Raw genomic sequence first — 24,951 nt, forward strand, 5'->3', positions numbered from 1 at the left:
AGGAATGAAGCGATGCGTACCTTTCTGATTGCGATTTTAGTGATAGTCGTTCTCTTGGTATTCTGGATTGTCGGTATTTTTAATAGCCTTATTGGCTTAATTGAATCCATTAATAACAATAAGAGACAAATCGATATTCAATTGGACCGGCGGTATAAAGTTTTCGAATCCCTAATTGAGACAGTCAAAAAATACATGGATTACGAGCAGACTACCTTAAAGGATGTGGTGGCTCTGCGAAATCAAGCTCAAGCTGCGAAGGCTGCTGGTGATGAAAAAGGACGTATAGCAGCTGAAAACGGCATCTCCCAGATTGCTTCAAATTTAAATGTGGTATTCGAGCAATACCCTGATTTGAAAGCGAATCAAAACGTAATGCAACTGCAGGAAGAGATTGTTAACACTGAGAATAAGCTAGCTTATGCAAAACAAGCTTATAACGACAGTGTGGAGCGCTATGAAGCGAAGAAAAAATCTTTCTTTGAATCATTAATAGTTAGTTTCTTCCATGATAAGTTAGACAAAGTGTTTGAATATTGGTCATTGCCCGAAGAGAAAATTCAGGCACATGAAGATTATACAGTCAAATTTTGAGCTAACTTATGCCACTTTCAGAATATCAAGCCTCTGTAGGCAATTGGCGTGAAGAGTTGCGACGAAATGAGCGCAAGACCCGTTGGGTCATTGTGCTCTTTATTGCAATTTATACCCTAGTAGGATTACTTGTAGACGCGATTATTTTAGAGGAAAATTTCATTCCTCATTCCACACTGAGCCAGTCTTTTTATGCCTTAGTAACGTTTCAAGCAATCCCTTTTGCGACGATACTCATGTTTGTTTTTGCGGTGATATCATTACTAATTACCTATGCAATGTATGACAAAATCATGCTATTGGGTACCGATTATCATGAAATCACACCTGAAACTGCGCAAAGTTTGCAAGAAAAACAACTCTATAATGTGGTTGAGGAAATGAAGGTCGCAGCGGGACTAAAGTTTATGCCAAAAGTGTATATTATTGAAGCAAACTATATGAACGCTTTTGCGAGTGGTTATAGCGAAAAATCGGCCATGGTGGCTATTACGCGGGGTTTGATGGAAAAATTAGATCGTGCAGAAATGCAGGCTGTTATGGCTCACGAATTAAGTCATATCCGACATCATGATATCAAATTAACTTTAATGGTCGCGGTGCTCTCTAATATTATGCTTATTGTGGTCGATATTTTATTTTATTCTGTGATTTTTCGAAATGATAATGATAGAAGAGGGCAAAACCAGTTTGTGCTAGTGATTACTCTTTTGCGTTATATCTTACCGATCATCACCGTAGTGCTCACACTGTTTTTAAGTCGTACCCGCGAGTATATGGCCGATTCCGGTGCCGTCGAGTTAATGCGGGATAATGAACCAATGGCGCGGGCTTTACTAAAAATTTCAGAAGATAATCAACTTCATGCGGCAGAATATGTGCAGGAATATGGAAATACTGCTCATGAACAACTTAGACAATCGTCCTATTTATTCGATCCATCCAGCATTGACCCGGTTAAATCGTTTAACAATGCGTTTTCAACCCATCCCGATATAGAAGAACGCTTGAAGGCTTTGGGCTTTAAAAGAAACGACCCCTCCTAGCCTGCCACGGAATCCGAGAGTTGGTGTAGCAACTATATGAGAATCTCTCTCTATGTCTTAAGCGAATTTTTAAGGCTAACCCGCTGCTTTGAACCCCCTCTTCGCGAAAGGTCCAGGCCCGACCTGCTTCATAAATTTGCCCAAAAAATTAATATTTTACAAAGACAAAGTTACTGCCTAGTATTAAAGATGAGTATTAGAGGATTATTAAAAATAAAAGGAGTTAATCATGCTACTAACCTGGGCTCTTATTTTCTTGGTCATTGCAATAGTTGCTGGGGTATTTGGTTTCAGAGGCGTAGCCTCCAGTGCTGTTGATATTGCAAAAGTGTTGTTTTTCTTATTTATCGTTATCTTCCTTGTTTTGTTGATTTTAAGTTTATTTGGAGTAGGGACTCCACCCGCTGTAGCACCGACAGTACCTCCCACTCCCTAAGAAAAGTGGTTGTCCCTCTTGTAGGGACAACGGCTTCCCCAATCAATTAAAGCCATTTCTTCCGTTTAAAGTATTTATAAGGAAGTAAAGCAGAAAGAAACATCATGCCGATGGCCAAGAAATAACCCCATTTGAAAGAAAGTTCGGGCATAAAACGAAAGTTCATCCCGTAAACACTAGCGATGAGAGTGGGGGGCAGAAAAATAACTGCTGCGACAGAAAATATTTTGATAATGGCGTTCTGTTCGATATTAATCAGACCTAGAGTGGCATCCAAGAGAAAATTCACTTTCGTAGAAATAAAGCTAGCATGATCGCTTAATGCGCCGACATCTTTACTTAGAGTAGCAAGCCTTGTATGTCCTTTGGTATCGAGGTCTGTCCCAACGGATTGACCGAAAAAAGGGATAAGGCGGCTAAAGGTCACCAAACACTCACGTGCTTTTGTATTTAAATCTGCATTTGTACCCATTTTTTGGATTAAAAATTGGTAATTTGGTTTTTCTTCTTCCAATGAGGAGAGGTCAGGTCTAAAAATCAATTTAGAGTATTCTTCCAGATTATGGCCGACAACTTCGAGGATATCTGCTAAGCGATCGATAGTAGCCTCGAGTAGTTCGATAAGTACCGTAGCTGCATGATTATAGTTTAAGTCGGAGCTATTTAAGTGAGAAGAAAGTAATTTAAAGGCCTGAGGCTCGATGTAACGAATAGTAACAAGTTGCTTCTTAGTTAGAATAAAAGTGACCACATCCTGCTTGGGATCCCGTGAGGTAGATTGCGCAATCATGGACGCTGTCATAAACAAGGCATCTTTATGTTTATAAAGTCGACTCGATAACTCAATCTCAATCATTTCTTCCCGAGTTGGGATATTTAAGCCGAGTAATTTCTCAAGCTCTAATTCTTCTGCACGAGTAGGTTGTAGCATATCAATCCAGACTGCATCTTTTAATGAAGAAAGATTATCCTCCCTGATTTCATAGGCTTTTAGCGTTTCCTCATTTAAGTAGGCTGTAATCATAGGATCCTAAGTTTAGAGTTTATCCATTAAATTAACCTACTTAGTTACGACAATCCAGTCCAGCTTACTGTTCGCTCTTTCGTATTGATAGGTTGGACCTTGCCCAACCTGCCAATACTCACTTAGTTGCATGGACCAATAGCGTCTAGCCATAAGTTACTAATGATGGCGAATTAACTTCGTATTGGGAACTATGATCATCATCAAGTAACACGGCTTTTAATTGTGTAGCCATATTTTTAGCAACGGGTTTTATAAGATTAGAGTTGGATTCTAATTTACATTTCCTATATTCATTTGAAAAATTTTCAATCGTCGCAGAGAGCCTTTTTTCGAGTGTACTGTCCTTGGGTATAAAAAAATCAGCTTCTTCTGTGCTACATTTTGGAAACTTAGCAGGGCGTATGTTGTTTGTTTGGTAAAAATCGAGTGATAAAGCGCTTATTACTGCAGTTCTAAAGGCCTCATTATCAGGCAGTATCTTCGCACGTAAACTGACGAATTTTTGAGGGACTTTTCCCGCATCCATAGCTAATCGTTGTCCTGTGATGAATTGTTTGTTCTGTGTGGAAAGATAACTTGCTTCAGCAGTTTTTTCTATTAATTGGGCAAGTAAAAGGTTATATGCTGGAACTTCCAAATACTGTATCAAATAAGGTAAAACTTCATTAAAAGTAGGAGAAGAAGAGGCGCGATGAAGGCATAAAAGTTGCGCCTGGAAAAAAGCACGTAGATGATATTCCAGTTGCTCGTCATGAAATTCCATTTGAGGAAGATAGTTTAGTCCTCCGTCATGATATATTGCACTAGCTAAAGGAAGAACATCCTCAAAATCATCCGAAAATAATGATTCAATGCAAGCTCTTAAATATTGAGCCAAAGCGCCAGCTTGGTTAAATTCATCATTGGTCTCCTCTAGATACTTTTGATAGCCCTTATCCAATTGTTCAAGCATCTGTTTTATTATTGAAATTTGTTTATTCTTAATCGGATGAAACGTGATTTGTTGTTGAGTAGTGAGAAAAGTTATTACAGCCTGTTGAGTATACCAAGGAAAATTACTGAATCTTTCAACAGCGTCTCCATTGAATTGTTCCATCACTTGATACACTGAAGTCTTGCGCCAAAGTTCGGGGGTACTTTGCTCTGTAATTAATGAATTCAGTTTGATACTTTGGGGGGCTTTTACAGTTTTTTTGGGCCTTAGCTTTACCGGGTAATAAATTTCTTCTGTACTAGAATCAGTTGTCGATGAAAAACGATCTATTTCTTTTTCTTTACCTTTATTTTTTTTGAGATCTAAATTATCAGTTTCAGAGTGATTAGTTTTCGTTAATTTACTGGAGAAAGAAGAGCGTTCATTTTTAGGTTTGAGGCGATTAATAATTCCACGAAAACTATTCCCTATAAAATTTGTTTTTCCTTTGTGTTCGGTTTTTGCTTGCATAATTGGTATTCCTTATCTCATCCTGTTTAAAATCCGATCAAAAGTGTAATTTAAATTAACTTTATGGTCAAATAAAAATTTTTGGATTTGGATTGGAATGGGGGGTTATTAAAAGAAAAAAATGATAATTTTCAGCAACAAAATTGCCTAATTATTTTTTATTTTTTAGTTTAATTTTGTTTTTGGAAAATGGTAAATAGGGTTTGTTTTGAATGCGTATTTGAGTCTAAAACGAAGGAAAATGGTTTAACAGAGACTGACAGATGCCCATTTTTTTGCATGAGACGAAAAAAGATTTCAAGCGAAAATCCGTTTTGCAATTTTCATATTTTTGAACAACGCTGTGCTAATACAGCCAGATTTCTGCATACAATAATAATAGCGGGAAAATTCAGCAGGTATTTCACAGCGTGGATGATTCTTTAAGCGATTTCTTTAGCGGCTCTCTTGGCAGATTTTTGGTGTTGTTTCCACTCTTTATCTTTAGCGAAGACAAAATAAGCAGCTTCTTCAATAAAAAAACCGACGTCATCAATCTTTGCCCAAGCGCAATATTGTTCAATTTGCTTTAGAATATCGATGCTTATCTCAGCTTTAATTTTTTCTTTCTTATTAGAACGACTACCATTAATAATGGCCATAATTTCTTTCTCCAGTTATATTTTTGCGAAAAAAATACTAACAGACTCTGCGCAAGAATGAAATCAAAACTTCGTGAGATCCTATTCTTACGCTCTGATTTCAATTGAAGGTTGCATCCTAGCCACTGTCTTGAGGATATCGTCTCTATCAAAATGAATTTGTTGGGCCATGCTCCAATCCTACAACAACACCTTAGCTGCCAGGGGTTTGCTGTTGAGATTGTTTCTGTGCTTCCAAAACCTCCAATAGAGGGTCTACAACATCCGCATATTGCTTATATAACCTTTCATTCATCGAAAAATCTTTTGCTCGTAACAATAATAAAGTGGCTGCTTCAAGTTTTCCTTGCACTTCCTGAATCGTCGCTTCACGATTGCTACTAGGGGTCGCTTGTTGGTTTAGATGCGTTAGAATTTGCTTTCTGAGCATTTTTTTAATCTGCGACTCATCGAAATATCGGGATGGGCTTTCATCATAGGAATTTTTTAATTGAGACTCTGGCACTTTGCTCATATCATCGATGAGCCGCATCAGCATGATTTTGAATAGTGACTTGGCCAAGGATAAGGAATCTAGCTCATTTAATCCCGCAATTTGGGCGGACCAATCTTTATCTTGAAATCCTAAAGTATAAACTGAAGTTTGAGAAATTAAGCCGTGATAGGGCGGACAGAACGTATAAAGTAAATATTTGGCAAAAGCATGATAGCCTGAATAGTCGATATCCAATCCAAGCGGATCAAGAATCGTACTTCCTTCCTTACAATGATTTTCATGACCATGTTCGGCATCATTGACCGAAGGGCGGGCAATATCGTGAAAGAGCAAGGCTAGAATATCAGATAAAGACATTTGCAAAATAAAGCTAATTCTAGCGGCTTGTAAGGCATGTTGCAGTTCGGTCACATTTTCTTGATCTTCGGTTTTTTCATAGGGTTTTTGCGCTAAATTGTTATTTAAAACATCATAGAGCAGATCGATATAGCAATTAATTTCTCTCACAAATGGAGCCAATAAACCTAGTTGTTCTTGGGTTATAGTCTCTGATTCTGCTGCTTCACAGTTTTCCTTCTCCTCTGTTTCTTCTGTTTCTGGCACCCTAGTTAAAAGGATTTTGGTGTCCGATAATTCTTTTACTAATAATTGCGCGGCGGAAATATCCATGTCAGGGGAATTGGTGCCAAAACTTTCAGCGATAAAATCCAACATAGTGTATTCTTTTAATTCTTTGTCTTTGAAGAAGCCTTTCTTTTTTAGTTCTGTTAACATGTCGGCAAAATCAGGTATCGCATCGATAAAAGATTTTAAAGTTGCTTTTTCTAAAACCAATAAATTTTGTGAGACGGGAGTAAAAAAAACGGTGGGGCTGGTAAAAACTGATTCTTTTCGTGTAGCCATGATTTTCCCTCTTTAACTGTTTAAATATAACCGTTGCTTCAATGCAACAACTCCGTTGATGGTCTAATATTACAGAGGATGTTTTATCAAAGTCGAGAGTTAAAACGACATTAGCGTGGAAGAGATATGCCTATTAACTTGACGAAACATTCAAAAATATGGATACATCCCAATGGATTTCTTCCGCAAAAAGTAGTTAATCGCTTGATCTTTCAACGGAAGGTGAGACCTAGGGATTGTTTGACCTTTTTTGTTAACCAAGCCTGTGCGAACAAAGAAGAGCTTAAGATTGAGCAATTAAAGAAATATGGAATTAAAATAAAAATCATTGAAGACTGTTTAACTGAAACCTTTGATGATGACTTCCTCATTTGTTTTGCAAAAAAAGTCATGCAAAGAGTGGCTGAAACACAAAGTATTCGGGACATAGTCTACGCAACCGATATCTTAAGACTCATGAAAGTTGTTCAGCGAGAAGGATTGTATTCAGATAATGATGTTTTATTTCTCAATTTTAATAAAAGTTCTGAAATAATGAAAAAATATCTGTTTGGCTGTCACGCACACGGTATGCCTGATATCCATATTTTTGGAATTGATTTAAACTATTGTGAAGACTTCTATCGTGGATTAATTAATAAAATCAAAGAGATGTGCGGCGATCCCCCTTGTCCAGATGATGAGGCCTGTGCCATCCCCGGTCTTGCGTTTATCCCCGATAACATCAATCTGTTTGCTTATGGTCATTTGGCTTTTAAAGCAACAAGCGATAATGTGGTTTCAGGGAAAGAAAATGATCCAAACCGAAGTGAGACGATTTATTACGCTGAAGGTCCGGATTTATTTTTAGAAGAAGTAAAGCTAGCATTAAAGGAAGGTTGTGTAAAAAGAGTTTGGCTGAGTACTCTTATAAAAGGTTCTGGAGACGATTCCAAAAAATAGAAGTTGAGTTGGGCCTTAGCCCAACTTACTGAATTTGCGCGATATTTAATTATGCAACAATAACTACTCCCCTAGTTCTGCGCGCCCAAGTAAAAAAACTAACAGCGCTTTTTGTACATGCAATCTATTTTCACTTTGTGCAAAAATTGCCGATGCAGGCTCGTCTGGCAAAGTAAGCGACACTTCTTTTCCTCGCTCCATCGGCATGCAATGCATGAAGATTGCTTCTGGTTTGGCCTGGGCCATGAGCGCTTCATTGACTTGCAAGCCGGCAAAAAGTTCTTCCGAACGCTGATGTTCAAATCCCATGCTTGTCCATACATCAGTATAAACAGCGTGTGCATCATGGACCGCAGCTTTTGGTGTTGCATGACTGTCTATCATTTGCTCGAATTGATTCAAAGAATGATTAAGCAGTTTCGCGTTGGGTTGATGAGTTGGCGGACAACAATAATTGATTTTTATCCCTAATTGCGGCGCTAAGGCTAAAAGAGTATGTAAAATATTATTACCATCACCAATATAAGCCAGGGTCAACCCTTCCAATTGACCAAAATATTCTTGCAACGTAAGAAGATCCGCAAGAATTTGGCAGGGATGATAGAGTGCCGATAAGCCATTAATTATAGGAACTGTTGCGTACCGAGCCATTTCTTCTAAGACCTCGTCTTCGTGAGTTCTTATCATGACAGCATCACAATAGCCATTTAATACGCGAATCAAATCACGTGGCTCCTCTGATTTTCTAGTGCTACTTACACTTTCTATCACTGTTCCACCCAAACTCTGTATCGCACGGGTAAAACTGAGTCGCGTGCGAAAAGAAGGTTTTTCGAAAATCAGGGCTAAATTTTTATTGACCAATAAATGACTAAATTTTTCAGGATTTTGTTTTAATTTAGCTGCCAATTTAAGAATAATTTTGATTTCTTTGACAGTTAACTCCAAACCAGTCAAAACATGACGAGTTTTGCTCGGATGTTTAATTTGTTGATAGAGTGTTTGCAAGCAATCCAGCTTTTGTGTACTAAGCATTGGATAGGCATGATTAATTAAGCTGCGCACCACCATCACTGCCGCTTCACGCGTAGAGATATAGGGAAGATTATGTTGTAAGGCGTAAGATAAATTCTCTCTCGCACCATCAATTGCGATGACAACATCAGGCGTACCCGCTTCAAGCTGATTCACCACGGTGAAGCCGGCTTGTTTTAATGTAATCAGTAATTCATCATCGGCAGCTAGTCCTGAAACTAAAACTTGCCTGGATTGACCAAGACTAAAATCATGCCCAGCTGCAATTTGCGCTTTCAAATAAGCTTCATAAGGAGTCTGTCCTATCCCCATGACTTCACCAGTTCCTTTCATTTCTGGACTAAGTATGGGCGAGGAAGTTTGAAATTTACGAAAAGGCAGAACAGCTTCCTTCACACAATAATAAGGTAAATGAATAGGACTTAAGCAGTGTTGTTCTTTGAGAGAATGACCAAGTAGGCATTTTACGGCGATTTCAACAAGAGGTATTCCCGTCGCTTTACAAATAAAAGGAGTCGTTCTTGACGCCCTTGGATTAACCTCAATCAAAAATACCTCAGAATCTTTCACCGCATACTGCACATTCATAAGCCCTTTCAGGTTGAGAGCACGTGCCAGTTTTTTTGTTTGTTGATGAATGAGATTAATCATTGCGGGAGAAAGACGATAAGGCGGCGTGATGCAAGCAGAGTCCCCTGAGTGAACGCCGGCTGCTTCAATGTGTTCGAGAACAGTTGGAATAAACAGATCTTCACCATCGGACACCGCATCCACATCGACTTCGATTGCGCCTGCGAGAAATTCTTCAAGTAAAACCGCATGAGTGGTTATTTTAAAAAGTTCGCTGAGTTTTTCTTTGAGAATTTCTTTATCGCTCACGATTTCCATTCCCCGTCCTCCGAGTACAAAAGAAGGGCGAATGATTAAGGGAAATTGGAGCTCTTTGAGGGCTGAATCCAGTTCTTCTAAGTGGTTGATCGCTCGATTTTTAGGCTGTTTTAAATTTAAGCGCTGAACGAGGGCACTGAAGAGATCACGATCTTCGGTGATATTGACGATCTCGCTGGTTAAACCTAAAAGAGGAACACCGGCTTGATGAAGTGCGTCAAGTAAATTTAAAGGGGTCTGACCACCGAATTGCAAAGCAATGGCCTGAGGCTGCTCTTTTTCGATCAAATCCAGCACTTTCTCATAAGTGAGGGGCACAAAATAGAGTTTAGACGCCACATCATAATCAGTGGATACCGTTTCAGGATTGCAATTTACCATAATCGTTTCAAAGCCTGCCGCAGCAAAAGCTTGAATCGCTTTCACGCAGACATAGTCAAATTCAATGCCCTGACCGATGCGATTAGGTCCGCTGCCAAGGATCATGATTTTTGCTTTATCACTTCGCTTTGACTCACAATAGTCCTGATAAGTGCTATATAAATAAGCCGTTTCGGTTTTAAACTCCCCCGCACAACTGTCGACACATTTATAAACCGGATGAATCGTCAGTTGTTGTCGATATTGGCGTACCGCCGCTTCGGTGCTTTGAGTCAGTTGGGCGATGCGCTGATCGGAAAAGCCTTGTTTTTTTAATTTTAAAACTGTTGATTGATCAAGGTCACTCAGCGTTTTGCTCTGCAGAGTTTGCTCCAGATCAACCAGCGATTTTATTTGCTGCAAGAACCATGGGTCGATAAAACAAGCGGCATGGATCTCTTCGACAGAAAATCCACGACGAAAACTTTCAGCGACGCACCAAAGATGTTTAGCCGTATGGCGCTTTAATTCTAAGCTTAATGCTTCATCATCTAATTCGCTTATCGCATCTATGGCGTTCAGACCGGAAGCGTTAATTTCAAGACTTAAAATGGCATTTTGTAAACTTTCAGCAAAAGTTGAACCTATCGCCATTACTTCGCCGACAGAACGCATTTGCGGGCCTCGCGCTAAGCCTTGAGCATTAAATTTTTCATCATGAAAACGTGGAATTTTCACGACGGTATAATCAATACTAGGCTCAAAAGAAGCGGGTAAAGCATCGGCAGTGATCTCATTTCGCAACTCATCAAGGGTATAGCCAACTGCGAGTTTGGCGGCAATTTTTGCGATAGGAAAACCGGTTGCCTTCGACACCAAGGCAGAGGATCGAGAAACCCGTGGATTCATTTCAATCACCACCATTCGCCCCGTCCGTGGATTAATAGCAAATTGTACATTGCTGCCACCTGTTTCCACCCCTACTGCTCGAAGCACAGCAAAGGCAGCATCTCGCATCGCTTGATATTCATCATCGGTCAAAGTTTGGATAGGTGCGACGGTAATCGAATCGCCAGTATGAATGCCGAGAGGGTCGACATTTTCTACGCCGCAAACCACGATGCAATTGTCATTCGTATCGCGTACTACTTCGAGTTCAAATTCTTTCCAGCCAATGAGTGCTTCATCAATTGTAATTTCTGAGTCACCCGCCTGAGCAAAAGCCTGCTTAAAAATAGCGAGTGCTTCGTCTTTGCTGTGTACCAGAGCGGCACCTGAGCCGCCCAGGGAGAATGAAGAACGAATCATCAAAGGCAGACCCAAGTTTTGCATAATCTGTATTGCGGATTCGATTGATTTTGCGGTCTGACTTTTAGGGACATCTAAACCAATCTCAATCATCTTTTGATGAAACAGCGTCCTATCTTCGGCAAGTCTAATCGCTTCAATCGAAGCGCCAATCAGCTCGACCTCATATTTCGCTAAAATGCCTTTTCGATGAAGCTCTAAAGCACAATTTAACGAGGTTTGGCCGCCTAAAGTCGCAACCAGCGCATCGGGGCGTTCTATATCAATTATGGCGCTGACATAGTCGCTAGTTATCGGTTCAATGTAAGTGGCATCTGCCAATTCCGGATCCGTCATGATGGTCGCTGGATTTGAATTAACGAGAATCACTCGATAACCTTCCTCACGCAGAGCTTTTAATGCCTGAGTACCGGAATAATCAAATTCACAAGCTTGCCCAATATTGATGGGACCGGAGCCGATGACCAAAATGCTTTTAATTTTAGTGTTTTTGGGCATGTTGCACCTCATTGATGAACTGTTTAAATAAGACCATAAGTTCATTGGGTCCTGGATTTGCTTCTGGATGCCCTTGGAATGAAAACGCAGGTGCTTGGCGGTGCCTAAGTCCGGCAATGGTGCCATCAAATAAAGAAATATGAGTGATTTCTAAATCGCTTGGCAAGGAGGTTTCATCGACGACAAAACCATGATTTTGCGAACTAATAAATACGCTACCTGTTTTGCAACATTTAATCGGATGATTCGCACCACGATGGCCAAATTTCATTTTCTTGGTTTTAGCCCCAGCAGCAAGGGCTAAAATTTGATGCCCGAGACAAATACCAAAAATGGGGATTTGCCGCTGCAAAAGTTGATTGGTTAATTGAATTACTGATTCACAATGCACAGGATCACCAGGGCCATTAGAAAGCAGGACCCCATCGGGTGCGAAGGCATTCAGCTCCTTCATGCTAATTGATTCGGGAGCCACGGAAATTTTGATAGGGTATTGCGCTAGTGTCTTTAAAATCCCCTTTTTCACCCCACAGTCAACCACTACCACATGCGCACTGCTGCTATTTTCTGGATCCTGATAAAGATAAGGTTCCTTCGTGGAAACCAAGGCAGCTAAACTCCTGCTTAGATGATGCTGTGCCAAATAAAGCGCTTTTTCAGGAGTGATGGTGTCAGTAGTCACAATACAACCGGTTTGGCTGCCTTTTTCTCGTAAATGCAGAGTTAATGCGCGCGTATCAATTCCCGATAAAGTGGCAATCTGATGATTTACCAAGAAATTTTGCAAGCTATCTTCGGCACGCCAATTACTAAAATGAGTCGAAAAATCGCGAAACAGGGCGCCAGTCGCATGTATTTTTTCCGATTCATTATCCTCTTGATTGACGCCTACATTGCCAATATGCGGCATTGTAAAATTGATAATCTGACCATGATAAGAAGGGTCGGTTAAAATTTCTTGATAACCGGTATGTGAGGTATTAAAAACCATCTCGCCAAGGGCATAAGAAGGCGTACCGATCGCTTCCCCTCTAAAAATCGTACCATCCGCGAGCATCAGGAAAGCCATGACTTGTTCTCCTTCATAATCTCTGAGAGCGAGCAGCCCTTTTCAAACGCTTGGCTAACCCAAGAACCCACTTGATGATGAGCATCTCGGAATGGAACGCCTTGTAGCACCAGCGATTCCAAAACCGCTGTTGCATCCAAATACCCCCCCTGCGCTTTTTCTTTCATCAAACCAGTATTGAACTGCAAGCTTTGCAAGAAGGGAGAAATCACTTCCAAGCAACCAAGTAGAGTATTAACTGTATCGAATAACCCTTCTTTGTCTTCCTGCATGTCTTTGTTATAAGCAAGAGGCAGGGCTTTCATTACTGTTAATATGCCAACTAAATGGCCAAATACTCGGGCAGTTTTACCGCGAATAAGTTCGAGCACATCGGGATTTTTCTTATTGGGCATCAGCGATGAACCAGTAGCAAAGGCATCATCAAGAGTAACGAAGGAAAATTCCTGCGTGGCCCACAGAATTAAATCTTCGGCCAAACGAGAAAGATGCACCATCAGAATTGAGGCAGCTGAGCAAAGCTCGATAATAAAATCACGATCACTCACAGCATCCAATGTGTTCTCAATGACGCCACTAAAACCCAGGGTTTTAGCGACCCATTCTCTATCCAAAGGCAAATTAGAACCGGCCAATGCACCAGCTCCCAGTGGCGAAAAATTCATCCGTGCTTGCCAGTCCTTTAGTCGGCTCAAATCACGTTGAAACATGGAAAGATAGGCCGCAAAAAATTGCCCTAATTGCACAGGCTGTGCTTGCTGTAAATGAGTGTAGCCCGGCATCAAATCATTAGCATGCTTGCTGGCTAGGTGTTCTAAAGTCTGAGTTAGTTCCAGCAGTAAACTAGCTATTTTCTCAGAGGCATCCCGTGTGTAAAGTCTCAGATCAAGGGCGACCTGATCGTTTCGACTTCGTCCAGTGTGTAATTTTTTACCGACATCACCGATTTTTTGAATGAGTAAATGCTCAATAAACATGTGAATATCTTCGCAAGTTTCATCCAAGGGATGCTGACCCTGCGCAATTTCATGACTAATTTCAGCGAGCGCGCTAGTAATTGCTTGAGCTTCTTCCGTCTCAATTAACCCTTGTCGTGCCAGCATTTGCGCATGGACCTTGCTGCCTGCAATATCATGAGCATAAAGAACATAATCAAATGCAAGAGAGGCATTAAATCTTACCACTCTGGAATCAAGCGGTTTTTTGAATCGTCCGCCCCAGGTTTTATGACTCATGCTGATTTCTCCTTATGGACCATGCCGTAAACCTTGGCAGATAAGGAAAATAAATTAATAAATCCTTCGGCATCTTGTTGATTATAAACACTATCTTCTTCGAAAGTTGCCAACGCAGGATTATGCAGGCTATAAGGTGACTCCATCCCGCAGGCAATCATATTGCCTTTGAAAAGTTTTAATTTAACCGTGCCTGTGATGTGTTGCTGAGTGACTTCAATCAAGGCGTCGAGCGCGTCTTTGGTTTGTGAAAACCATCGACCTTCGTACACTAGGTTGGCATAGCTAGCTTGTAGAGATTGTTTCAAATGAAGCGTCGCTCTATCAAGGCAAAGGCTTTCTAGCATTTGATGAGCGTTATAAAGCACTGCCGCAGCAGGGGCTTCATAAACTCCTCTAATTTTCATCCCTACTAGGCGATTTTCTACAATATCAGCTACTCCAATACCATGTTTCCCGGCTATTTTGTTGAGTTCAGTCAGTAATTCGATGGGATTCAGGGCTTGATTATTTAAAGCAACCGGGACTCCTTTTTCAAAGTGAATAGAGACAAGCTCGGGCTTATCAGGGGTTTGCTCGATACTGTTAGTCATTAATAGCAAATCGTCTGGTTTTTCTTGGCTGGGATCCTCCAAAACGCCGCCTTCATGAGAAATATACCAAATATTATGATCTCGCGAATAAGGTGATTTAGGCGTTACTGGTACTTCAATGCCATGCGCTTTCGCATAGTCGATGGCTTGTTGCCTTGATTTAATTTCCCAGGTTCGCCAAGGTGCAATAATTTTGAGTTGAGGCGCTAGTGCCTTAACGGTATATTCAAAACGTACCTGATCATTTCCTTTGCCTGTTGCGCCATGAGCGACCGCGTCAGCTTTTTCTTGCAAAGCAATTTCCACCAGTTTTTGCGCAATCAATGGTCGAGAAATAGTGCCCAAAATGTATTGATTTTCGTACAGCGCCCCCGCTTTAACCAATTGCCAAAGATAATGGCTAACGAATTCTTCTTGAACATTAACTACATAGGCCTTGGCCGCGCCGCTTTTGATCGCTTTCTCTTTAATCGCGGTCAGATCTTCATTTTGGCCAAGATCACAAATGACAGCGATAATTTCTGCTTGTTGATGATTTTCCTTAAGCCAAGGGATCATCACGGAGGTATCGAGTCCGCCGGAATAGGCTAAGGCGATTTTTTTGATGGATTCTGTCATTTTTTACTCCTGGTAGTATTTTTTTAAATCATGAACGGGATGGGCCAATTCGGTTGGTTTAACATCCGCAACGAGTTGTCCGCCTTTAAGGACAACAATTCGGTCTGCCATTTTGCTGAGAAAATCGAGATCGTGTGAGGCGATGATCATCGTCACACCCATCGATTTGATGGAGTTCAATAAATGAATGACGTCTTCAATGGTTGCTAAATCCAAACCTGAAGTGGGTTCATCGCAGAGCAATACCTTTGGTTGCATCATCAAACTTCTGGCCAACGCGACGCGCTGCTTTTGGCCACCAGAAAGCTGCTCAGGATAGGCCTTTGCTTTTTCCGCTATCCCAAGACTAGTTAACAATTGCAGAGCAGATTCTTCATGGTTGACGGCTTTATTCTGCAATTTGGGGGCGTAAATTAAGTTTTGCAGCACAGTCATGTGAGGAAAAAGTTGGAAATCTTGAAACATAAACCCCATTTTTCCTGCGCAATTAATTTCACCAGAGTCTAAGGACTCTAGGCCTTGAATGCATCGAAGTAGGGTTGATTTCCCCCCGCCGGAAGGACCTGCGAGGCCGACAACAGTCTGCGTTTCGATGGTGAAACTGACTTGATTTAATACCGGCATCGCCGCGAACTGTTTAGAGACCCCATTAACCTGCAACATGCTTGCCTCCTTGTTCAATTTTTTTGCCCAACTGTTCTATCAATAAAACAAGACCATAGTAGTAACAACCGGCAATGCAAAGTGGTAAAAAATAGGTAAATTGTTCGGCAGCAACAGACTGAGCTTTTCGCATCAGATCCATTCCGCCAATCGTCGAAATTAAAGCGGTTTCTTTAAGCAGCGCGATCATTTCATTCATCAATGCTGGCAAAATGTTTTTTATCACCTGCGGCAGAATAATGTCTTTCCATAAATAGAAACTAGGAATGTGCAGTGTCTTAGCTGCTTCAAATTGTCCTTTAGGCAAATTGTCTATACCTGATCGCAGAATTTCAGCAATGTAGGCCGAACTGTTAAGTCCGAATGTGAGAATTCCAGCAACTAGAATATTAGCTTTAAGGCCTATTAAAGCCGGCAAAGCAAAATACACAAAACTGAGTTGTAAAATGAGTGGCGTGCCTCTCATGACTGAAATAAATCGATTAATTAATCCCTGAGCAAAACCGTTATATCGCAGTACAGCCAAGATTGTTCCAAGCAGCATGCCAATCAACATGCCACCGGCCATCAGTTCTAAAGTGAGAACGGTACCCTGACCAATGAAGAGGAGATTTTGACTTAGCTCTTCCATTGTGTCCCCTCCAACCAAGTTTTCTGCAGTTTGGCAAGCTCACCTGTTTCTTTAAGCGTATTTAAAATTCGATTAATTCTTGCCGTCAGTAAGGATTCTTTTGGAAGCGCAATGCCATACCCGTCTTCAGCTTTGGCGATAATGGCGTAGGAAAGTCCCTGATTTTTTTGGCTGAAAATAGCACCCTGAGCGCCATCCATTAACACCACATCCACATGACCAGCTTTTAAGGCTTCAATGGCTTGATTGTTATTATCCATCATCATAAGTTCTTCATTGGCAGCGTGTTTTTTGAGCCAAATTTCCATAGTACTCCCAAGTTGAGCTGCTATTTTTTTCCCTGTTAGTTGCAAAGGATCTGCAATAGGAGAGTTTTTCTTGAAGACAGCAGCCATCCCTTCAAAATAATAGGGTGTTGAAAAATCGAAATTTTTCTCTCGGTCCGCGGTGATTGTAATCGTCGATATCGCTAGATCAGACTGCCCGGAAGAGAGCGACGGGAGAATACTAGAAAATTGCATATTGTCGAAAACGGCTTTTTTGCCGAGATGTTTAGCAATTAATTGAGCGAGTTCGATATCAAACCCCTTCAATTTACCATTTTCTTGATATTCAAAAGGTGGATATTCTGCCGAGGTAGCAAAATGAATGCTGTCGTCTTCTTTTCTTGATCCGCACCCTGCTAATAAAAGGGATAAGCTTATTGTTGTCAAAAGAATAAATTTTTTCATGATGATTATATATCCATTTTTTATCCATTCTGTGACTATATTGTTTTTGGATTGTTATGTCAACAAGAAATGAATATAATTAAGGAAAAATGGTTTTATATTCATTTTGAGGAAATTCTATGTCTTATGACAATGTTCTGGATGGGCATATTTTGAGTATTGTGCAAACTCAGGAAATCCCAGAGCAAATTGATTTGCAAAACAAGTTGAAAGAACGCGGTTACGATATTCCGCAAGCAACCTTATCGCGGCGCTTAAAAAAATTAAAAATTGCTAAGGTTGCGGGTGTTTATCGAGTTGTCGATTTCAATATGCCGAGCTTGCCACTCGTTCTTAACATGCAGATTTCAGAGTTTGGCTTGATCGTTTTGCATACACATCCCGGTAGTGCCAGCAGCCTAGGTTCATTTATTGACAGAAAATATGTGTCATTTTCTCTGGAAACGGCCGCTGAGTCAGGAATTTTAGGAACGATTGCAGGCGATGATACTGTAATCCTAATTATCAAATCGAAGCAAATGCTCGATGAGGTAGTGCGAATTATCCTGGAAGAATTTCCTTATCTCAAAGTCAAATAATAGCCACTACTCGCATCAAAAAATTTAACAGTCGTAGGTGGGTCCTTGGTTCACAGAGGCTCGTGGGGACAAGCCTGCTGGTTATTTTTCAAGTTTGGAAACTCAGAGATTCAGGAGAGAGTTTTTTTTCTTCTGCAATAGAACCCTCTTTATGCTTATTAAAGTAAAGAAATCTGTTATTGCTGTAAGAACAAATCATATCAGCCGCAATTTCTAATTTTTGCACTCTACTTAGGCCATGAGGAACAGGGATATCTGGATTAGGTTGATAATTCCTTATATTGTGATCCAATATATCTTCAGAAGTCATCTCTTGAGGTGCTAAAGATGCGCTAATTAAACGGGATAATTGACTGGGATAAGCTGGGTCTCTTTTTGTTGAAGTATTCACTAGGCTTAGAGATGAACCACCGACAATTTCTTGCGGAAATAGGGAGGCTTTCGGTGCATTTTTTTCTGGAGTTGGCATGGCCTCGAGAGCTTCAGGTGTCTTGCAGGGCTGAGGAAACCAAGGTTTAAAATTGTCTACATTTTGTGGATAAGGATAGCTAGTCCAAGGATAAAAATCAGTTAAACCACAACTCCAGCGAATTGCAATGGTTGGTGGAGCAGTATTCATATAGGTTATATCTTCAATAAATTGCTTTTTCCGTGAAAAAATGGGTTGATTTGGAATAAGCTGATTATTACTTACGATAAATGGATAGGTCCTATTATGAAACAGTAACCCAAAGTCACTTAAACTATGCTGGGAGGGATAAGTTGTCCATGTGTAAACCTGGGTAGTGTCATTTGTCCAATGAATAGAAATCTTTGGTGGAAAAGTATAAATGTAAGTCGCTTCTTTTATTAACGGTTTCATTGATTTAAAAAAATTCTGGTTGAGGGCGAACGATAATACAGGAAAACTATGACTGGTAAAAATTATAATCAATTTTCTTCTAAAATATCTTGGACTATTTGAATAAAATAACGAATTTTTAGCTTAAGTTCGCCTGTAAGCGATGTTTTCATTGCCGCAAACAACCAATCGATGTAGCAAGACATTAGTTCCTCATTGAAAAAGCCCTCGCTTTTTTGTTTGCTAGCAAAGCAAGAAAAGAGAACATTTTGTTGATAGGATTCTGAACTAAGTTCGTCTGCTAAAACTTGCTGATAAAAATGACTCACCCAGTTGATGCTGGCTTGAGAGTTCTTTAAGTATTGACGAACTTGTCGCATAGGTTGGGTGACTTGCTGATGCCACTCATCGATCAATTGATAGGCTTGATTAAATTCAAGCTGAGAAATAGCTTCGATTGCATAAGACAACCAGCAGCAAACTAATAATAAATTAACGTTTACCCCTTCTTGATTTTGGAAGGAGAGGCAAGCCGTTTTAACCTTTTCATGTCGATAAAGCTTGAGTGAAAATTGCCAAAAAGGATTGTCTAAATTACTTATCAGTGCATTAACCATTCTTCAATTCAATCACGGTCACGTGCAAGGGCTCTTTACCCATATTTTCATCTTGATGAGGTTCTTTTCCTTGGGCGATACTTAAATATACCGGGATTTGTTTTTTTAGATTTATAAAGTCCTCTTTGCCTGATTGATATGTGACTTTTAGACTACCTGTTTCTTCAGGAATGACAACTCGAGAATAATGATGAACATGAAAGGAAAGTTTTTGATTAGGGCAGATAGTTGTTTTCCATACTTTGGTTGCCGTATTTTCAATAAAAATCTCACGCTTGGTGATACAGGTTTCAGCGAAAGTGAATTGGCTGATTAATAATAACAAAGCAGTTATTAATTTAGTCATTGCAAAATATCCTTTTATAATTGGAAGGCAACTGTGCGGAGCGGGCTTGTAATGGATCTCATGGTCAAGTCACGCGCTTCATGAAGCGGCAGGCAGGGTTAGCCTAAATGAAGTTACACAACATAACATGGTCTAAAGTAGATGAAAATACATTTTTGCAAAACGCATGATTGCTAACCACATCCAAGTGTATGGGTTTGTTCTTCGATTGTTTGAGACTGGACTAGAGTTACTTCTGGGGTGTGGAGATCTTTATAGATAATAAGAGCATCCTGTAATAGGCTATTCGTAAGGGCTAAAAGCCTATCCTCATCCCTATGCGCGGCAGCATTGTTCGCTAATAGCTTAATGCAAGCCGCATGATTTTTGTTGAAAGTGATTTGAGCGCAATAGTTACCTGGACGCTTAGATTCTGATGGATGCTTATTCACTTCGAGTGCAGGAGGAAGTTTAGCTAACTTGACTAACGCATCTTCTAAATCATTCGAATTCAAGCGTTTGATAAGATTAAGCATATTAAGATGCATGAGTGCTTTAGGAGTCTCAAGCAGTTCAAAAATCAAGTTGACTAATGCTTCAGTTTGTTTTGGGTAGTAAAAAGCTTTTAATCTTTCAAGTGCAGAGATTTGTGTTTCTATATTGCCAACCCAAGAGCTTATTAGTAAAGAGAGATCTCTTGGCTGTCCTCGTTTCCTTAAGAGGCGAGCATTTTCTTCTGAGCCTGCAAAAAAACTGAATACAGAAACAGGGATAAGATCAGCCAAAAATGAACAGCAATCACCGTTGAGTAATTGAAGATAATCACAAAGTAAATGATGTAATTCCTTGATCGAATTTGCATGTGGGAGATCTTTAGAGAGTGCAATTGCAATTCGCTCTTGTCGATAGGAGGAAAATTTATAATGTCCTAACATTAAATGATAAATTTCGGTTAGTGAATTTTTCATTTCCACCTCGTTGCAGGCTTTTAGTTATTCGCGCAAGCCAATTCCTTTTTTTAACAGAATCATATTGAGCGCGGTCAATAAAACCAACATTATGCAAATAATAAATACAGAGGTCAACATATCGACTTCGCAGATATTAATCATGGCATTGCGAAGCGCATTCACCATATAAAGAATGGGGTTTAAATGAGAAATTTTCTGCCAGAAAGGAGGGAGCATGTTGGTTGTATAAAAGACGCCGCCTAAATAAGTGAGCGGAGTTAGAATAAAGGTGGGAATGAGCATTATATCATCAAAATTACGGGCAACCATCGCGTTGGTAAATCCAGCAAGTGAAAATACCGCCGACACGAGAAGTACGACTAATAGCGTCATCGGAATATGACTGAATTGTATTTCCAAGAAGAAGCTGGACACAATATAAACCAATATAGCAACAATCAAACCTCTTGCTACCCCGCCTAAAACATAACCAAAAAGTAATAAACCATCATGCATTGGACTCACTAAAATCTCATCAATACTTCGTTGAAAACGTACGCTATAGAGCGAGGAGGAGACATTGGCATAGGAGTTGGATATGACCGACATCATAATAAGTCCGGGAGCGATGAAAACCGGATAACTTACGCCGTCAATATAGCCTATGCGACTACCTATCAGGCTGCCAAAGATTAAAAAATAAAGGGCTGTCATAATGATAGGTGGTAAAAAGACTTGGCTGGATATGCGAAACATTCTTACCAATTCACGTCTTACAATCGTATAAAGGGCGATAGCTTGTTGGTTAGTGGCCATGGCTGATGAGATCCAAAAACAGTTCTTCTAAGCGATTGGTTTTGTTCCGTATGCTATGAACAGTAATACCGTGTTCGGTTAATACGGTAAAGACAGCATTGAGAGAACATTCATTATCAATGCGTAATTCAAACGTATTGCAGTCAATCAATTTAGGAATAAAACCATTCACTGCGGGTAAATGATTAATCGGTTCATTCGTAGTCAAGATCAGAGTCTGATGTCTTAAAGTTTGGAGTAACTTTTTCATCGAGGTATTCGCTACAAGCTGACCCAGGTCAATGATAGCGATGTTCTTACAGAGCTGCTCAGCCTCCTCAAGATAATGGGTTGTTAAAATAATGGTGGTTCCCTCATTATTAGTATTGGTTAAAAATTCCCACATGCTACGACGAATTTCAATATCCACTCCTGCTGTCGGCTCATCCAGAATTAATACTCTAGGTTGATGAATTAAAGCCCGTGCTATCATCAGCCGACGCTTCATACCGCCGGATAGATGACGAGCAATCTCATCTCGTTTTTCCCATAAACCAAGCTGATGTAGGAGTTTTTTTGCACGAATAGTAGCTTCTTTTCGTAAAATACCATAATACCCTGCTTGATTTACTAAAATTTGCTCACAGGTTTCAAAAATGTTGAGGTTGATTTCTTGAGGAACTAAACCCAGACAAGCTTTCGCTAAGTCGGGCGAATCATCCAAATCAAAGCCATGGATTTTGATGCTGCCCGAAGTTTTGGTGAGGAGCGAGGTGATTAAGCCGATGGTTGTGGATTTGCCCGCACCGTTAGCACCTAAAAGGGCAAAAAAATCGCCAGTTTTTACGGTTAAATCGATGCCTTTAAGCGCTTCAACGCCATTGGCATAGACTTTACGTAACTGATGAATTTCTAAAGCGTACATAGTAGCTGATGACAAGAAAAACATTCATTATACACTAGAAAATTACGGACATCGAACGGGTCTTCATCCAGCCGGCGATGCTATAGCGGGCACATTTAGTTTCACAGACTTCATGAGGTAAATCGCTATTAAAACAGATGAAGCGATTGCCCTGGGGAAGGACATTCGCGAGTAGTTGATCGCTTTTATCAAAGAGTTTTAAGTGCCCAGCATAGGCTTCTTGCCAAGACTCATTGAGATAATAAACGCAGGATATGCGGCGCTCTTGAGTTGAAACAAATTGGTCAACGTGTTTTTTATAAAAAGAACCAGGTTGGTAAATCGCAAAATGAGTTTCGAAATCGACCAAACCTAAAAATAAAGTTTGGTTTAATTGATCCGCAATAGCACGAATTTTATTGAAATAGGCATTAATAGCGGTATCACTGGAATCATCATCCAGCCAGCATATTTTATCGCGGCGAATATCGGAATTATGAGCCGCCTCGATTCGATGCCCTATTTTAGCGCTTTTAAATTGTCCCTGGCTGTACATCAATTCAGCTTTTGCAGAGAGCAGCGCAAAATCTTGCGGTTTTAGAAAATTATCAATAATGTGAAATCCCTTTTCGTAGATTTCATCTTCTATTTGATTGTTCAATAGTGCACCCGGGTTAGTGTTAGCTTTGTTATGAATTCGTCATCTAGGTTAAAGATGAGCAAATTCTACGCGAATGTTCTGTGCTTCACGATAACTGTTTTCATCAACGTAAAGGTTTTTCTTCCAATTGATTTTTTAAATCGCGCCATTGAGGTAAGAATTGATCCATAAATGCATGAAAACGCTTATTATGACTAGCTTCTAAAAGATGCACTAATTCATGCACCAGCACATATTCTAAGCAGGGTAAAGGTTTGGTAATGAGATTTAAATTAAGCCATATGCGTCTTTTAGTCGTATTACAGGAACCCCAGCGTGTTTTCATTGATTTAATACCCCAACTGCTCGCTGTGACGCCAATAATGCCTTCCCATTTTCTGAACAGTTCGGGTAGCAAGGCTTTCATTTGTTGTCTGTACCAGTTTTCTAAAAGTATTTTTCTGTCCTCAGCACGAGCATTTGTTCTTGTATAGCAAAGAATACTGTCCTGCTGGATAAGGACCATAGGTGAATGCTTAGCCTCGTGGACAATTAAGCTGTAAGTTTTACCGAGAAAATCATGTGGTTCACCTGTTTCGAAAGCTAGGGGGGGGCTGTATGAGCGTGCTCTAAGCTTTGTCCGTTGAGCATGAATCCACTCGCGTTTTGCTTCAATTTGGTGGCGGATTAAATCTAAATGCAGCCGTAGGGGGGCGCTCACTTTTATTTGACCATCAGGCGGATAAATGCGCAGGTGGATATTTTTAATAGGCTTTCTTAATACTTCAATGGTTAAACCGTCAAATTCAAGCAAATTTTTTTTCATAGAAAGCAAAGGCAGGCAATAGTGAAAGCGATATTATAGTAATTTGCAGAACCCCAAAAGGCTTTTGTTCAATCACGTTCAGCAGGAATGCAGGGACTATCGATGTATTCACCATCTATTTTTAAGACCATATTCACAGAGGCGCGACGATAACGTGATAGCACTTCGTATTGCGCTCTAGTCACGTATCCATAAGAAAGACCACAATAAAATAAAGAGTGAGCATGACTTGAGCGTTTTGGTTTTACCGGAATATCGCAGCCCCAACGAAAGCGAGTTAAGTCACAGTTTGCGAATACAGAAAAAGGCAATAGAAGCAAAATTGCAACTATACTTATTTTTTTCATTGCGGCGCTCCCAGGTACTTTGAGGTCTAATAGCAGATCTCTTATTGTTTTTAGAGTGGGTGAAATTATTTCTACTATTTTTAAGCATAGCAGTAGATAAAAAATTTGCTGAAAGGGATAAGAAAACTAAATTGCATGTTCATGCGTTAGTAAAAAAGTCTTGTAGCACAAGGCGTCGGCACGTCCCATATATCCCCCTTGGTTTGTTTTACCCACTACGCGGTGGCAGGGAATAAATAATGCTAAGGGATTATTTTTGCATGCTTGACCTATCGCGCGAGGACTTGATTGTACGGCGTTAGCAAGTTCGCCATAAGTCACTGTTCGACCGACAGGAATTACCAATAAAGCATTCCAAATACGTTGCTGATAAACGGTACCCTGGGGTTTTAGAGGAAGTTGAAACCGATGATGAGGGTTGTTGAAATAGTGATGAAGTTCTTGAGTAATTGTTTGAGTGAGGTGATTACCGACTCGATTTTGAATGGGGGTCTGGGTAAAAATTGCTCGATGAATGTAATGCTCATCGTACTCGATTTCAAGCCAACCTGCAGGAGTGTTGAAAGCAGTAACGATGAGCATGAAGATCTTAACTTTCTTTTTTGCCAGTTAATTTCTCTTTAATACGTGCAGCACGACCAGCTAAATCACGGAGGTAGTATAATTTAGCACGACGTACATCACCACGGCGTTTAACAACAATACTGTCAACAATAGGACTATAGGTTTGGAAAACTCGCTCAACACCGACGCCATGAGAAATTTTGCGAACAGTAAACGCAGAGTTCAAACCACGATTACGCTTAGCGATCACGACACCTTCAAAGGCCTGTAAACGCTCACGAGTTCCTTCTTTTACTTTTACTTGCACTAATACAGTATCACCTGAACTAAATTCGGGAATCTCTTTGCCTTTCATTTGCTCGGCATTCAATTCGTCAATAATGTTGGTCATGATCACTCCTCAAAT

Annotated in this window: 27 protein-coding genes; 5 read left to right on the plus strand and 22 right to left on the minus strand. The window is 40.2% G+C overall.

Translation table 11 applies throughout. The annotated features are described in order from the left end of the window. The first annotated feature begins 12 nt into the window (after window positions 1-12). The 3 genes from Ldro_RS04470 (at window position 13) to Ldro_RS04480 (ending at window position 2,076) form a co-directional block, all read left to right on the plus strand. Window positions 13-594: a LemA family protein gene (locus Ldro_RS04470; protein WP_058495222.1), complete on the plus strand. Its 582-nt coding sequence runs from the start codon at window positions 13-15 to the stop codon at window positions 592-594. 8 nt (window positions 595-602) lie between these two features. After that, window positions 603-1,640: a zinc metalloprotease HtpX gene (htpX, locus tag Ldro_RS04475; protein ID WP_058495223.1), complete on the plus strand. Its 1,038-nt coding sequence runs from the start codon at window positions 603-605 to the stop codon at window positions 1,638-1,640. Window positions 1,641-1,869: 229 nt separating this feature from the next. After that, window positions 1,870-2,076: a DUF1328 domain-containing protein gene (locus Ldro_RS04480; protein ID WP_058495224.1), complete on the plus strand. Its 207-nt coding sequence runs from the start codon at window positions 1,870-1,872 to the stop codon at window positions 2,074-2,076. A gap of 46 nt (window positions 2,077-2,122) precedes the next feature. Here the strand turns inward: Ldro_RS04480 and Ldro_RS04485 are convergent, their stop codons facing one another. The 4 genes from Ldro_RS04485 to Ldro_RS04500 form a co-directional block, all read right to left on the minus strand. After that, window positions 2,123-3,100 (minus strand): magnesium transporter CorA family protein, encoded by a 978-nt coding sequence (locus Ldro_RS04485; RefSeq protein ID WP_058495225.1) that lies wholly within the window; start codon window positions 3,098-3,100, stop codon window positions 2,123-2,125. A 145-nt stretch (window positions 3,101-3,245) separates the two neighbouring features. Further along, complete coding sequence (locus Ldro_RS04490) at window positions 3,246-4,547, minus strand: hypothetical protein (protein WP_058495226.1); 1,302 nt, start codon at window positions 4,545-4,547, stop codon at window positions 3,246-3,248. A 422-nt stretch (window positions 4,548-4,969) separates the two neighbouring features. Then, complete coding sequence (locus Ldro_RS04495) at window positions 4,970-5,188, minus strand: hypothetical protein (RefSeq protein WP_058495227.1); 219 nt, start codon at window positions 5,186-5,188, stop codon at window positions 4,970-4,972. 193 nt (window positions 5,189-5,381) lie between these two features. Further along, window positions 5,382-6,587 (minus strand): hypothetical protein, encoded by a 1,206-nt coding sequence (locus tag Ldro_RS04500; RefSeq protein WP_058495228.1) that lies wholly within the window; start codon window positions 6,585-6,587, stop codon window positions 5,382-5,384. A 126-nt stretch (window positions 6,588-6,713) separates the two neighbouring features. Here Ldro_RS04500 and Ldro_RS04505 point away from each other — a divergent pair, with 126 nt between their 5' ends. Then, complete coding sequence (locus Ldro_RS04505) at window positions 6,714-7,529, plus strand: hypothetical protein (protein ID WP_058495229.1); 816 nt, start codon at window positions 6,714-6,716, stop codon at window positions 7,527-7,529. 63 nt (window positions 7,530-7,592) lie between these two features. On the opposite strand, the gene carB is transcribed toward Ldro_RS04505, so the two are convergent. Genes carB through Ldro_RS04540 form a run of 7 tightly spaced genes read right to left on the minus strand, consistent with a single transcriptional unit; the run spans window position 7,593 to window position 17,158 of the window. After that, window positions 7,593-11,618 carry a carbamoyl-phosphate synthase large subunit gene (gene carB, locus Ldro_RS04510; RefSeq protein WP_065235901.1) on the minus strand — a complete coding sequence of 1,342 codons (4,026 nt, stop codon included), beginning with the start codon at window positions 11,616-11,618 and terminating at the stop codon, window positions 7,593-7,595. Beyond that, on the minus strand, window positions 11,602-12,687 hold the full coding sequence (gene carA / locus Ldro_RS04515; RefSeq protein ID WP_058495230.1) for a glutamine-hydrolyzing carbamoyl-phosphate synthase small subunit: 1,086 nt from the start codon (window positions 12,685-12,687) through the stop codon (window positions 11,602-11,604). Before carA ends, carB begins: the two co-directional genes overlap by 17 nt. Continuing rightward, window positions 12,675-13,922 (minus strand): argininosuccinate lyase, encoded by a 1,248-nt coding sequence (argH, locus tag Ldro_RS04520; RefSeq protein ID WP_058495231.1) that lies wholly within the window; start codon window positions 13,920-13,922, stop codon window positions 12,675-12,677. Before argH ends, carA begins: the two co-directional genes overlap by 13 nt. Continuing rightward, entirely contained in the window at window positions 13,919-15,133 is a 1,215-nt protein-coding gene (locus Ldro_RS04525; RefSeq protein ID WP_058495232.1) for an argininosuccinate synthase, read from the minus strand. Before Ldro_RS04525 ends, argH begins: the two co-directional genes overlap by 4 nt. Window positions 15,134-15,136: 3 nt before the next feature. Then, window positions 15,137-15,796, minus strand: a complete 660-nt coding sequence (locus Ldro_RS04530; RefSeq protein ID WP_058495233.1) for an amino acid ABC transporter ATP-binding protein — start codon at window positions 15,794-15,796, stop codon at window positions 15,137-15,139. Continuing rightward, window positions 15,783-16,427 carry an amino acid ABC transporter permease gene (locus tag Ldro_RS04535; protein ID WP_058495234.1) on the minus strand — a complete coding sequence of 215 codons (645 nt, stop codon included), beginning with the start codon at window positions 16,425-16,427 and terminating at the stop codon, window positions 15,783-15,785. Before Ldro_RS04535 ends, Ldro_RS04530 begins: the two co-directional genes overlap by 14 nt. Further along, window positions 16,415-17,158 (minus strand): ABC transporter substrate-binding protein, encoded by a 744-nt coding sequence (locus tag Ldro_RS04540; protein WP_058495235.1) that lies wholly within the window; start codon window positions 17,156-17,158, stop codon window positions 16,415-16,417. Before Ldro_RS04540 ends, Ldro_RS04535 begins: the two co-directional genes overlap by 13 nt. 119 nt (window positions 17,159-17,277) lie before the next feature. On the opposite strand from Ldro_RS04540, the gene Ldro_RS04545 reads away from it, so the two are divergent. Further along, window positions 17,278-17,736 carry an arginine repressor gene (locus tag Ldro_RS04545; protein ID WP_058495236.1) on the plus strand — a complete coding sequence of 153 codons (459 nt, stop codon included), beginning with the start codon at window positions 17,278-17,280 and terminating at the stop codon, window positions 17,734-17,736. A gap of 88 nt (window positions 17,737-17,824) precedes the next feature. On the opposite strand, the gene Ldro_RS04550 is transcribed toward Ldro_RS04545, so the two are convergent. The 11 genes from Ldro_RS04550 to rplS form a co-directional block, all read right to left on the minus strand. Beyond that, window positions 17,825-18,598: a hypothetical protein gene (locus Ldro_RS04550; RefSeq protein WP_131764396.1), complete on the minus strand. Its 774-nt coding sequence runs from the start codon at window positions 18,596-18,598 to the stop codon at window positions 17,825-17,827. Window positions 18,599-18,666: 68 nt separating this feature from the next. Continuing rightward, window positions 18,667-19,194, minus strand: a complete 528-nt coding sequence (locus Ldro_RS04555) for a TIGR02444 family protein (RefSeq protein WP_058495238.1) — start codon at window positions 19,192-19,194, stop codon at window positions 18,667-18,669. Continuing rightward, window positions 19,187-19,540, minus strand: coding sequence for a cupin domain-containing protein (locus tag Ldro_RS04560; RefSeq protein ID WP_058495239.1), 354 nt, complete (start codon window positions 19,538-19,540; stop codon window positions 19,187-19,189). Before Ldro_RS04560 ends, Ldro_RS04555 begins: the two co-directional genes overlap by 8 nt. Window positions 19,541-19,713: 173 nt before the next feature. Further along, on the minus strand, window positions 19,714-20,487 hold the full coding sequence (locus Ldro_RS04565) for a hypothetical protein (RefSeq protein WP_058495240.1): 774 nt from the start codon (window positions 20,485-20,487) through the stop codon (window positions 19,714-19,716). A gap of 24 nt (window positions 20,488-20,511) precedes the next feature. After that, a complete protein-coding gene (locus Ldro_RS04570; RefSeq protein ID WP_058495241.1) occupies window positions 20,512-21,285 on the minus strand; it encodes an ABC transporter permease in 774 nt (257 codons plus the stop codon). Continuing rightward, complete coding sequence (locus tag Ldro_RS04575) at window positions 21,275-22,189, minus strand: ABC transporter ATP-binding protein (protein WP_058495242.1); 915 nt, start codon at window positions 22,187-22,189, stop codon at window positions 21,275-21,277. Before Ldro_RS04575 ends, Ldro_RS04570 begins: the two co-directional genes overlap by 11 nt. A gap of 34 nt (window positions 22,190-22,223) precedes the next feature. Next, window positions 22,224-22,829, minus strand: coding sequence for a 2OG-Fe(II) oxygenase (locus Ldro_RS04580; RefSeq protein ID WP_058495243.1), 606 nt, complete (start codon window positions 22,827-22,829; stop codon window positions 22,224-22,226). A gap of 103 nt (window positions 22,830-22,932) precedes the next feature. Beyond that, on the minus strand, window positions 22,933-23,634 hold the full coding sequence (locus Ldro_RS04585) for a M48 family metallopeptidase (protein ID WP_058495244.1): 702 nt from the start codon (window positions 23,632-23,634) through the stop codon (window positions 22,933-22,935). A gap of 68 nt (window positions 23,635-23,702) precedes the next feature. Beyond that, window positions 23,703-23,981, minus strand: coding sequence for a hypothetical protein (locus Ldro_RS04590; RefSeq protein WP_058495245.1), 279 nt, complete (start codon window positions 23,979-23,981; stop codon window positions 23,703-23,705). A 126-nt stretch (window positions 23,982-24,107) separates the two neighbouring features. After that, a complete protein-coding gene (locus Ldro_RS04595; protein WP_058495246.1) occupies window positions 24,108-24,563 on the minus strand; it encodes a methylated-DNA--[protein]-cysteine S-methyltransferase in 456 nt (151 codons plus the stop codon). Between the two features lie 7 nt (window positions 24,564-24,570). After that, the gene (gene rplS / locus Ldro_RS04600; protein WP_058495247.1) at window positions 24,571-24,936 is read right to left on the minus strand and encodes a 50S ribosomal protein L19; all 366 of its coding nucleotides are present in this window, start codon (window positions 24,934-24,936) and stop codon (window positions 24,571-24,573) included. Window positions 24,937-24,951 lie beyond the last annotated feature (15 nt).

The organism is Legionella drozanskii LLAP-1, from assembly GCF_001467585.1.
In the GTDB taxonomy this organism is placed as follows: domain Bacteria; phylum Pseudomonadota; class Gammaproteobacteria; order Legionellales; family Legionellaceae; genus Tatlockia; species Tatlockia drozanskii.

Bases quoted from the DNA above. Each gene is read 5' to 3' on its own strand.
- Ldro_RS04525 (WP_058495232.1), bottom strand. From the start codon at position 15,133: ATGACAGAATCCATCAAAAAAATCGCCTTAGCCTATTCCGGCGGACTC.
- Ldro_RS04490 (WP_058495226.1), bottom strand. From the start codon at position 4,547: ATGCAAGCAAAAACCGAACACAAAGGAAAAACAAATTTTATAGGGAAT.
- Ldro_RS04500 (WP_058495228.1), bottom strand. From the start codon at position 6,587: ATGGCTACACGAAAAGAATCAGTTTTTACCAGCCCCACCGTTTTTTTT.
- carB (WP_065235901.1), bottom strand. From the start codon at position 11,618: ATGCCCAAAAACACTAAAATTAAAAGCATTTTGGTCATCGGCTCCGGT.
- htpX (WP_058495223.1), top strand. From the start codon at position 603: ATGCCACTTTCAGAATATCAAGCCTCTGTAGGCAATTGGCGTGAAGAG.
- argH (WP_058495231.1), bottom strand. From the start codon at position 13,922: ATGAGTCATAAAACCTGGGGCGGACGATTCAAAAAACCGCTTGATTCC.
- Ldro_RS04585 (WP_058495244.1), bottom strand. From the start codon at position 23,634: ATGAAAAAAAATTTGCTTGAATTTGACGGTTTAACCATTGAAGTATTA.
- Ldro_RS04595 (WP_058495246.1), bottom strand. From the start codon at position 24,563: ATGCTCATCGTTACTGCTTTCAACACTCCTGCAGGTTGGCTTGAAATC.
- Ldro_RS04505 (WP_058495229.1), top strand. From the start codon at position 6,714: ATGCCTATTAACTTGACGAAACATTCAAAAATATGGATACATCCCAAT.
- Ldro_RS04550 (WP_131764396.1), bottom strand. From the start codon at position 18,598: ATGAAACCGTTAATAAAAGAAGCGACTTACATTTATACTTTTCCACCA.
- Ldro_RS04545 (WP_058495236.1), top strand. From the start codon at position 17,278: ATGTCTTATGACAATGTTCTGGATGGGCATATTTTGAGTATTGTGCAA.
- Ldro_RS04555 (WP_058495238.1), bottom strand. From the start codon at position 19,194: ATGGTTAATGCACTGATAAGTAATTTAGACAATCCTTTTTGGCAATTT.
- Ldro_RS04535 (WP_058495234.1), bottom strand. From the start codon at position 16,427: ATGGAAGAGCTAAGTCAAAATCTCCTCTTCATTGGTCAGGGTACCGTT.
- Ldro_RS04575 (WP_058495242.1), bottom strand. From the start codon at position 22,189: ATGTACGCTTTAGAAATTCATCAGTTACGTAAAGTCTATGCCAATGGC.
- Ldro_RS04540 (WP_058495235.1), bottom strand. From the start codon at position 17,158: ATGAAAAAATTTATTCTTTTGACAACAATAAGCTTATCCCTTTTATTA.
- carA (WP_058495230.1), bottom strand. From the start codon at position 12,687: ATGGCTTTCCTGATGCTCGCGGATGGTACGATTTTTAGAGGGGAAGCG.
- Ldro_RS04480 (WP_058495224.1), top strand. From the start codon at position 1,870: ATGCTACTAACCTGGGCTCTTATTTTCTTGGTCATTGCAATAGTTGCT.
- Ldro_RS04485 (WP_058495225.1), bottom strand. From the start codon at position 3,100: ATGATTACAGCCTACTTAAATGAGGAAACGCTAAAAGCCTATGAAATC.
- Ldro_RS04590 (WP_058495245.1), bottom strand. From the start codon at position 23,981: ATGAAAAAAATAAGTATAGTTGCAATTTTGCTTCTATTGCCTTTTTCT.
- Ldro_RS04470 (WP_058495222.1), top strand. From the start codon at position 13: ATGCGTACCTTTCTGATTGCGATTTTAGTGATAGTCGTTCTCTTGGTA.
- Ldro_RS04495 (WP_058495227.1), bottom strand. From the start codon at position 5,188: ATGGCCATTATTAATGGTAGTCGTTCTAATAAGAAAGAAAAAATTAAA.
- Ldro_RS04530 (WP_058495233.1), bottom strand. From the start codon at position 15,796: ATGTTGCAGGTTAATGGGGTCTCTAAACAGTTCGCGGCGATGCCGGTA.
- Ldro_RS04565 (WP_058495240.1), bottom strand. From the start codon at position 20,487: ATGAAAAATTCACTAACCGAAATTTATCATTTAATGTTAGGACATTAT.
- Ldro_RS04560 (WP_058495239.1), bottom strand. From the start codon at position 19,540: ATGACTAAATTAATAACTGCTTTGTTATTATTAATCAGCCAATTCACT.
- Ldro_RS04570 (WP_058495241.1), bottom strand. From the start codon at position 21,285: ATGGCCACTAACCAACAAGCTATCGCCCTTTATACGATTGTAAGACGT.
- rplS (WP_058495247.1), bottom strand. From the start codon at position 24,936: ATGACCAACATTATTGACGAATTGAATGCCGAGCAAATGAAAGGCAAA.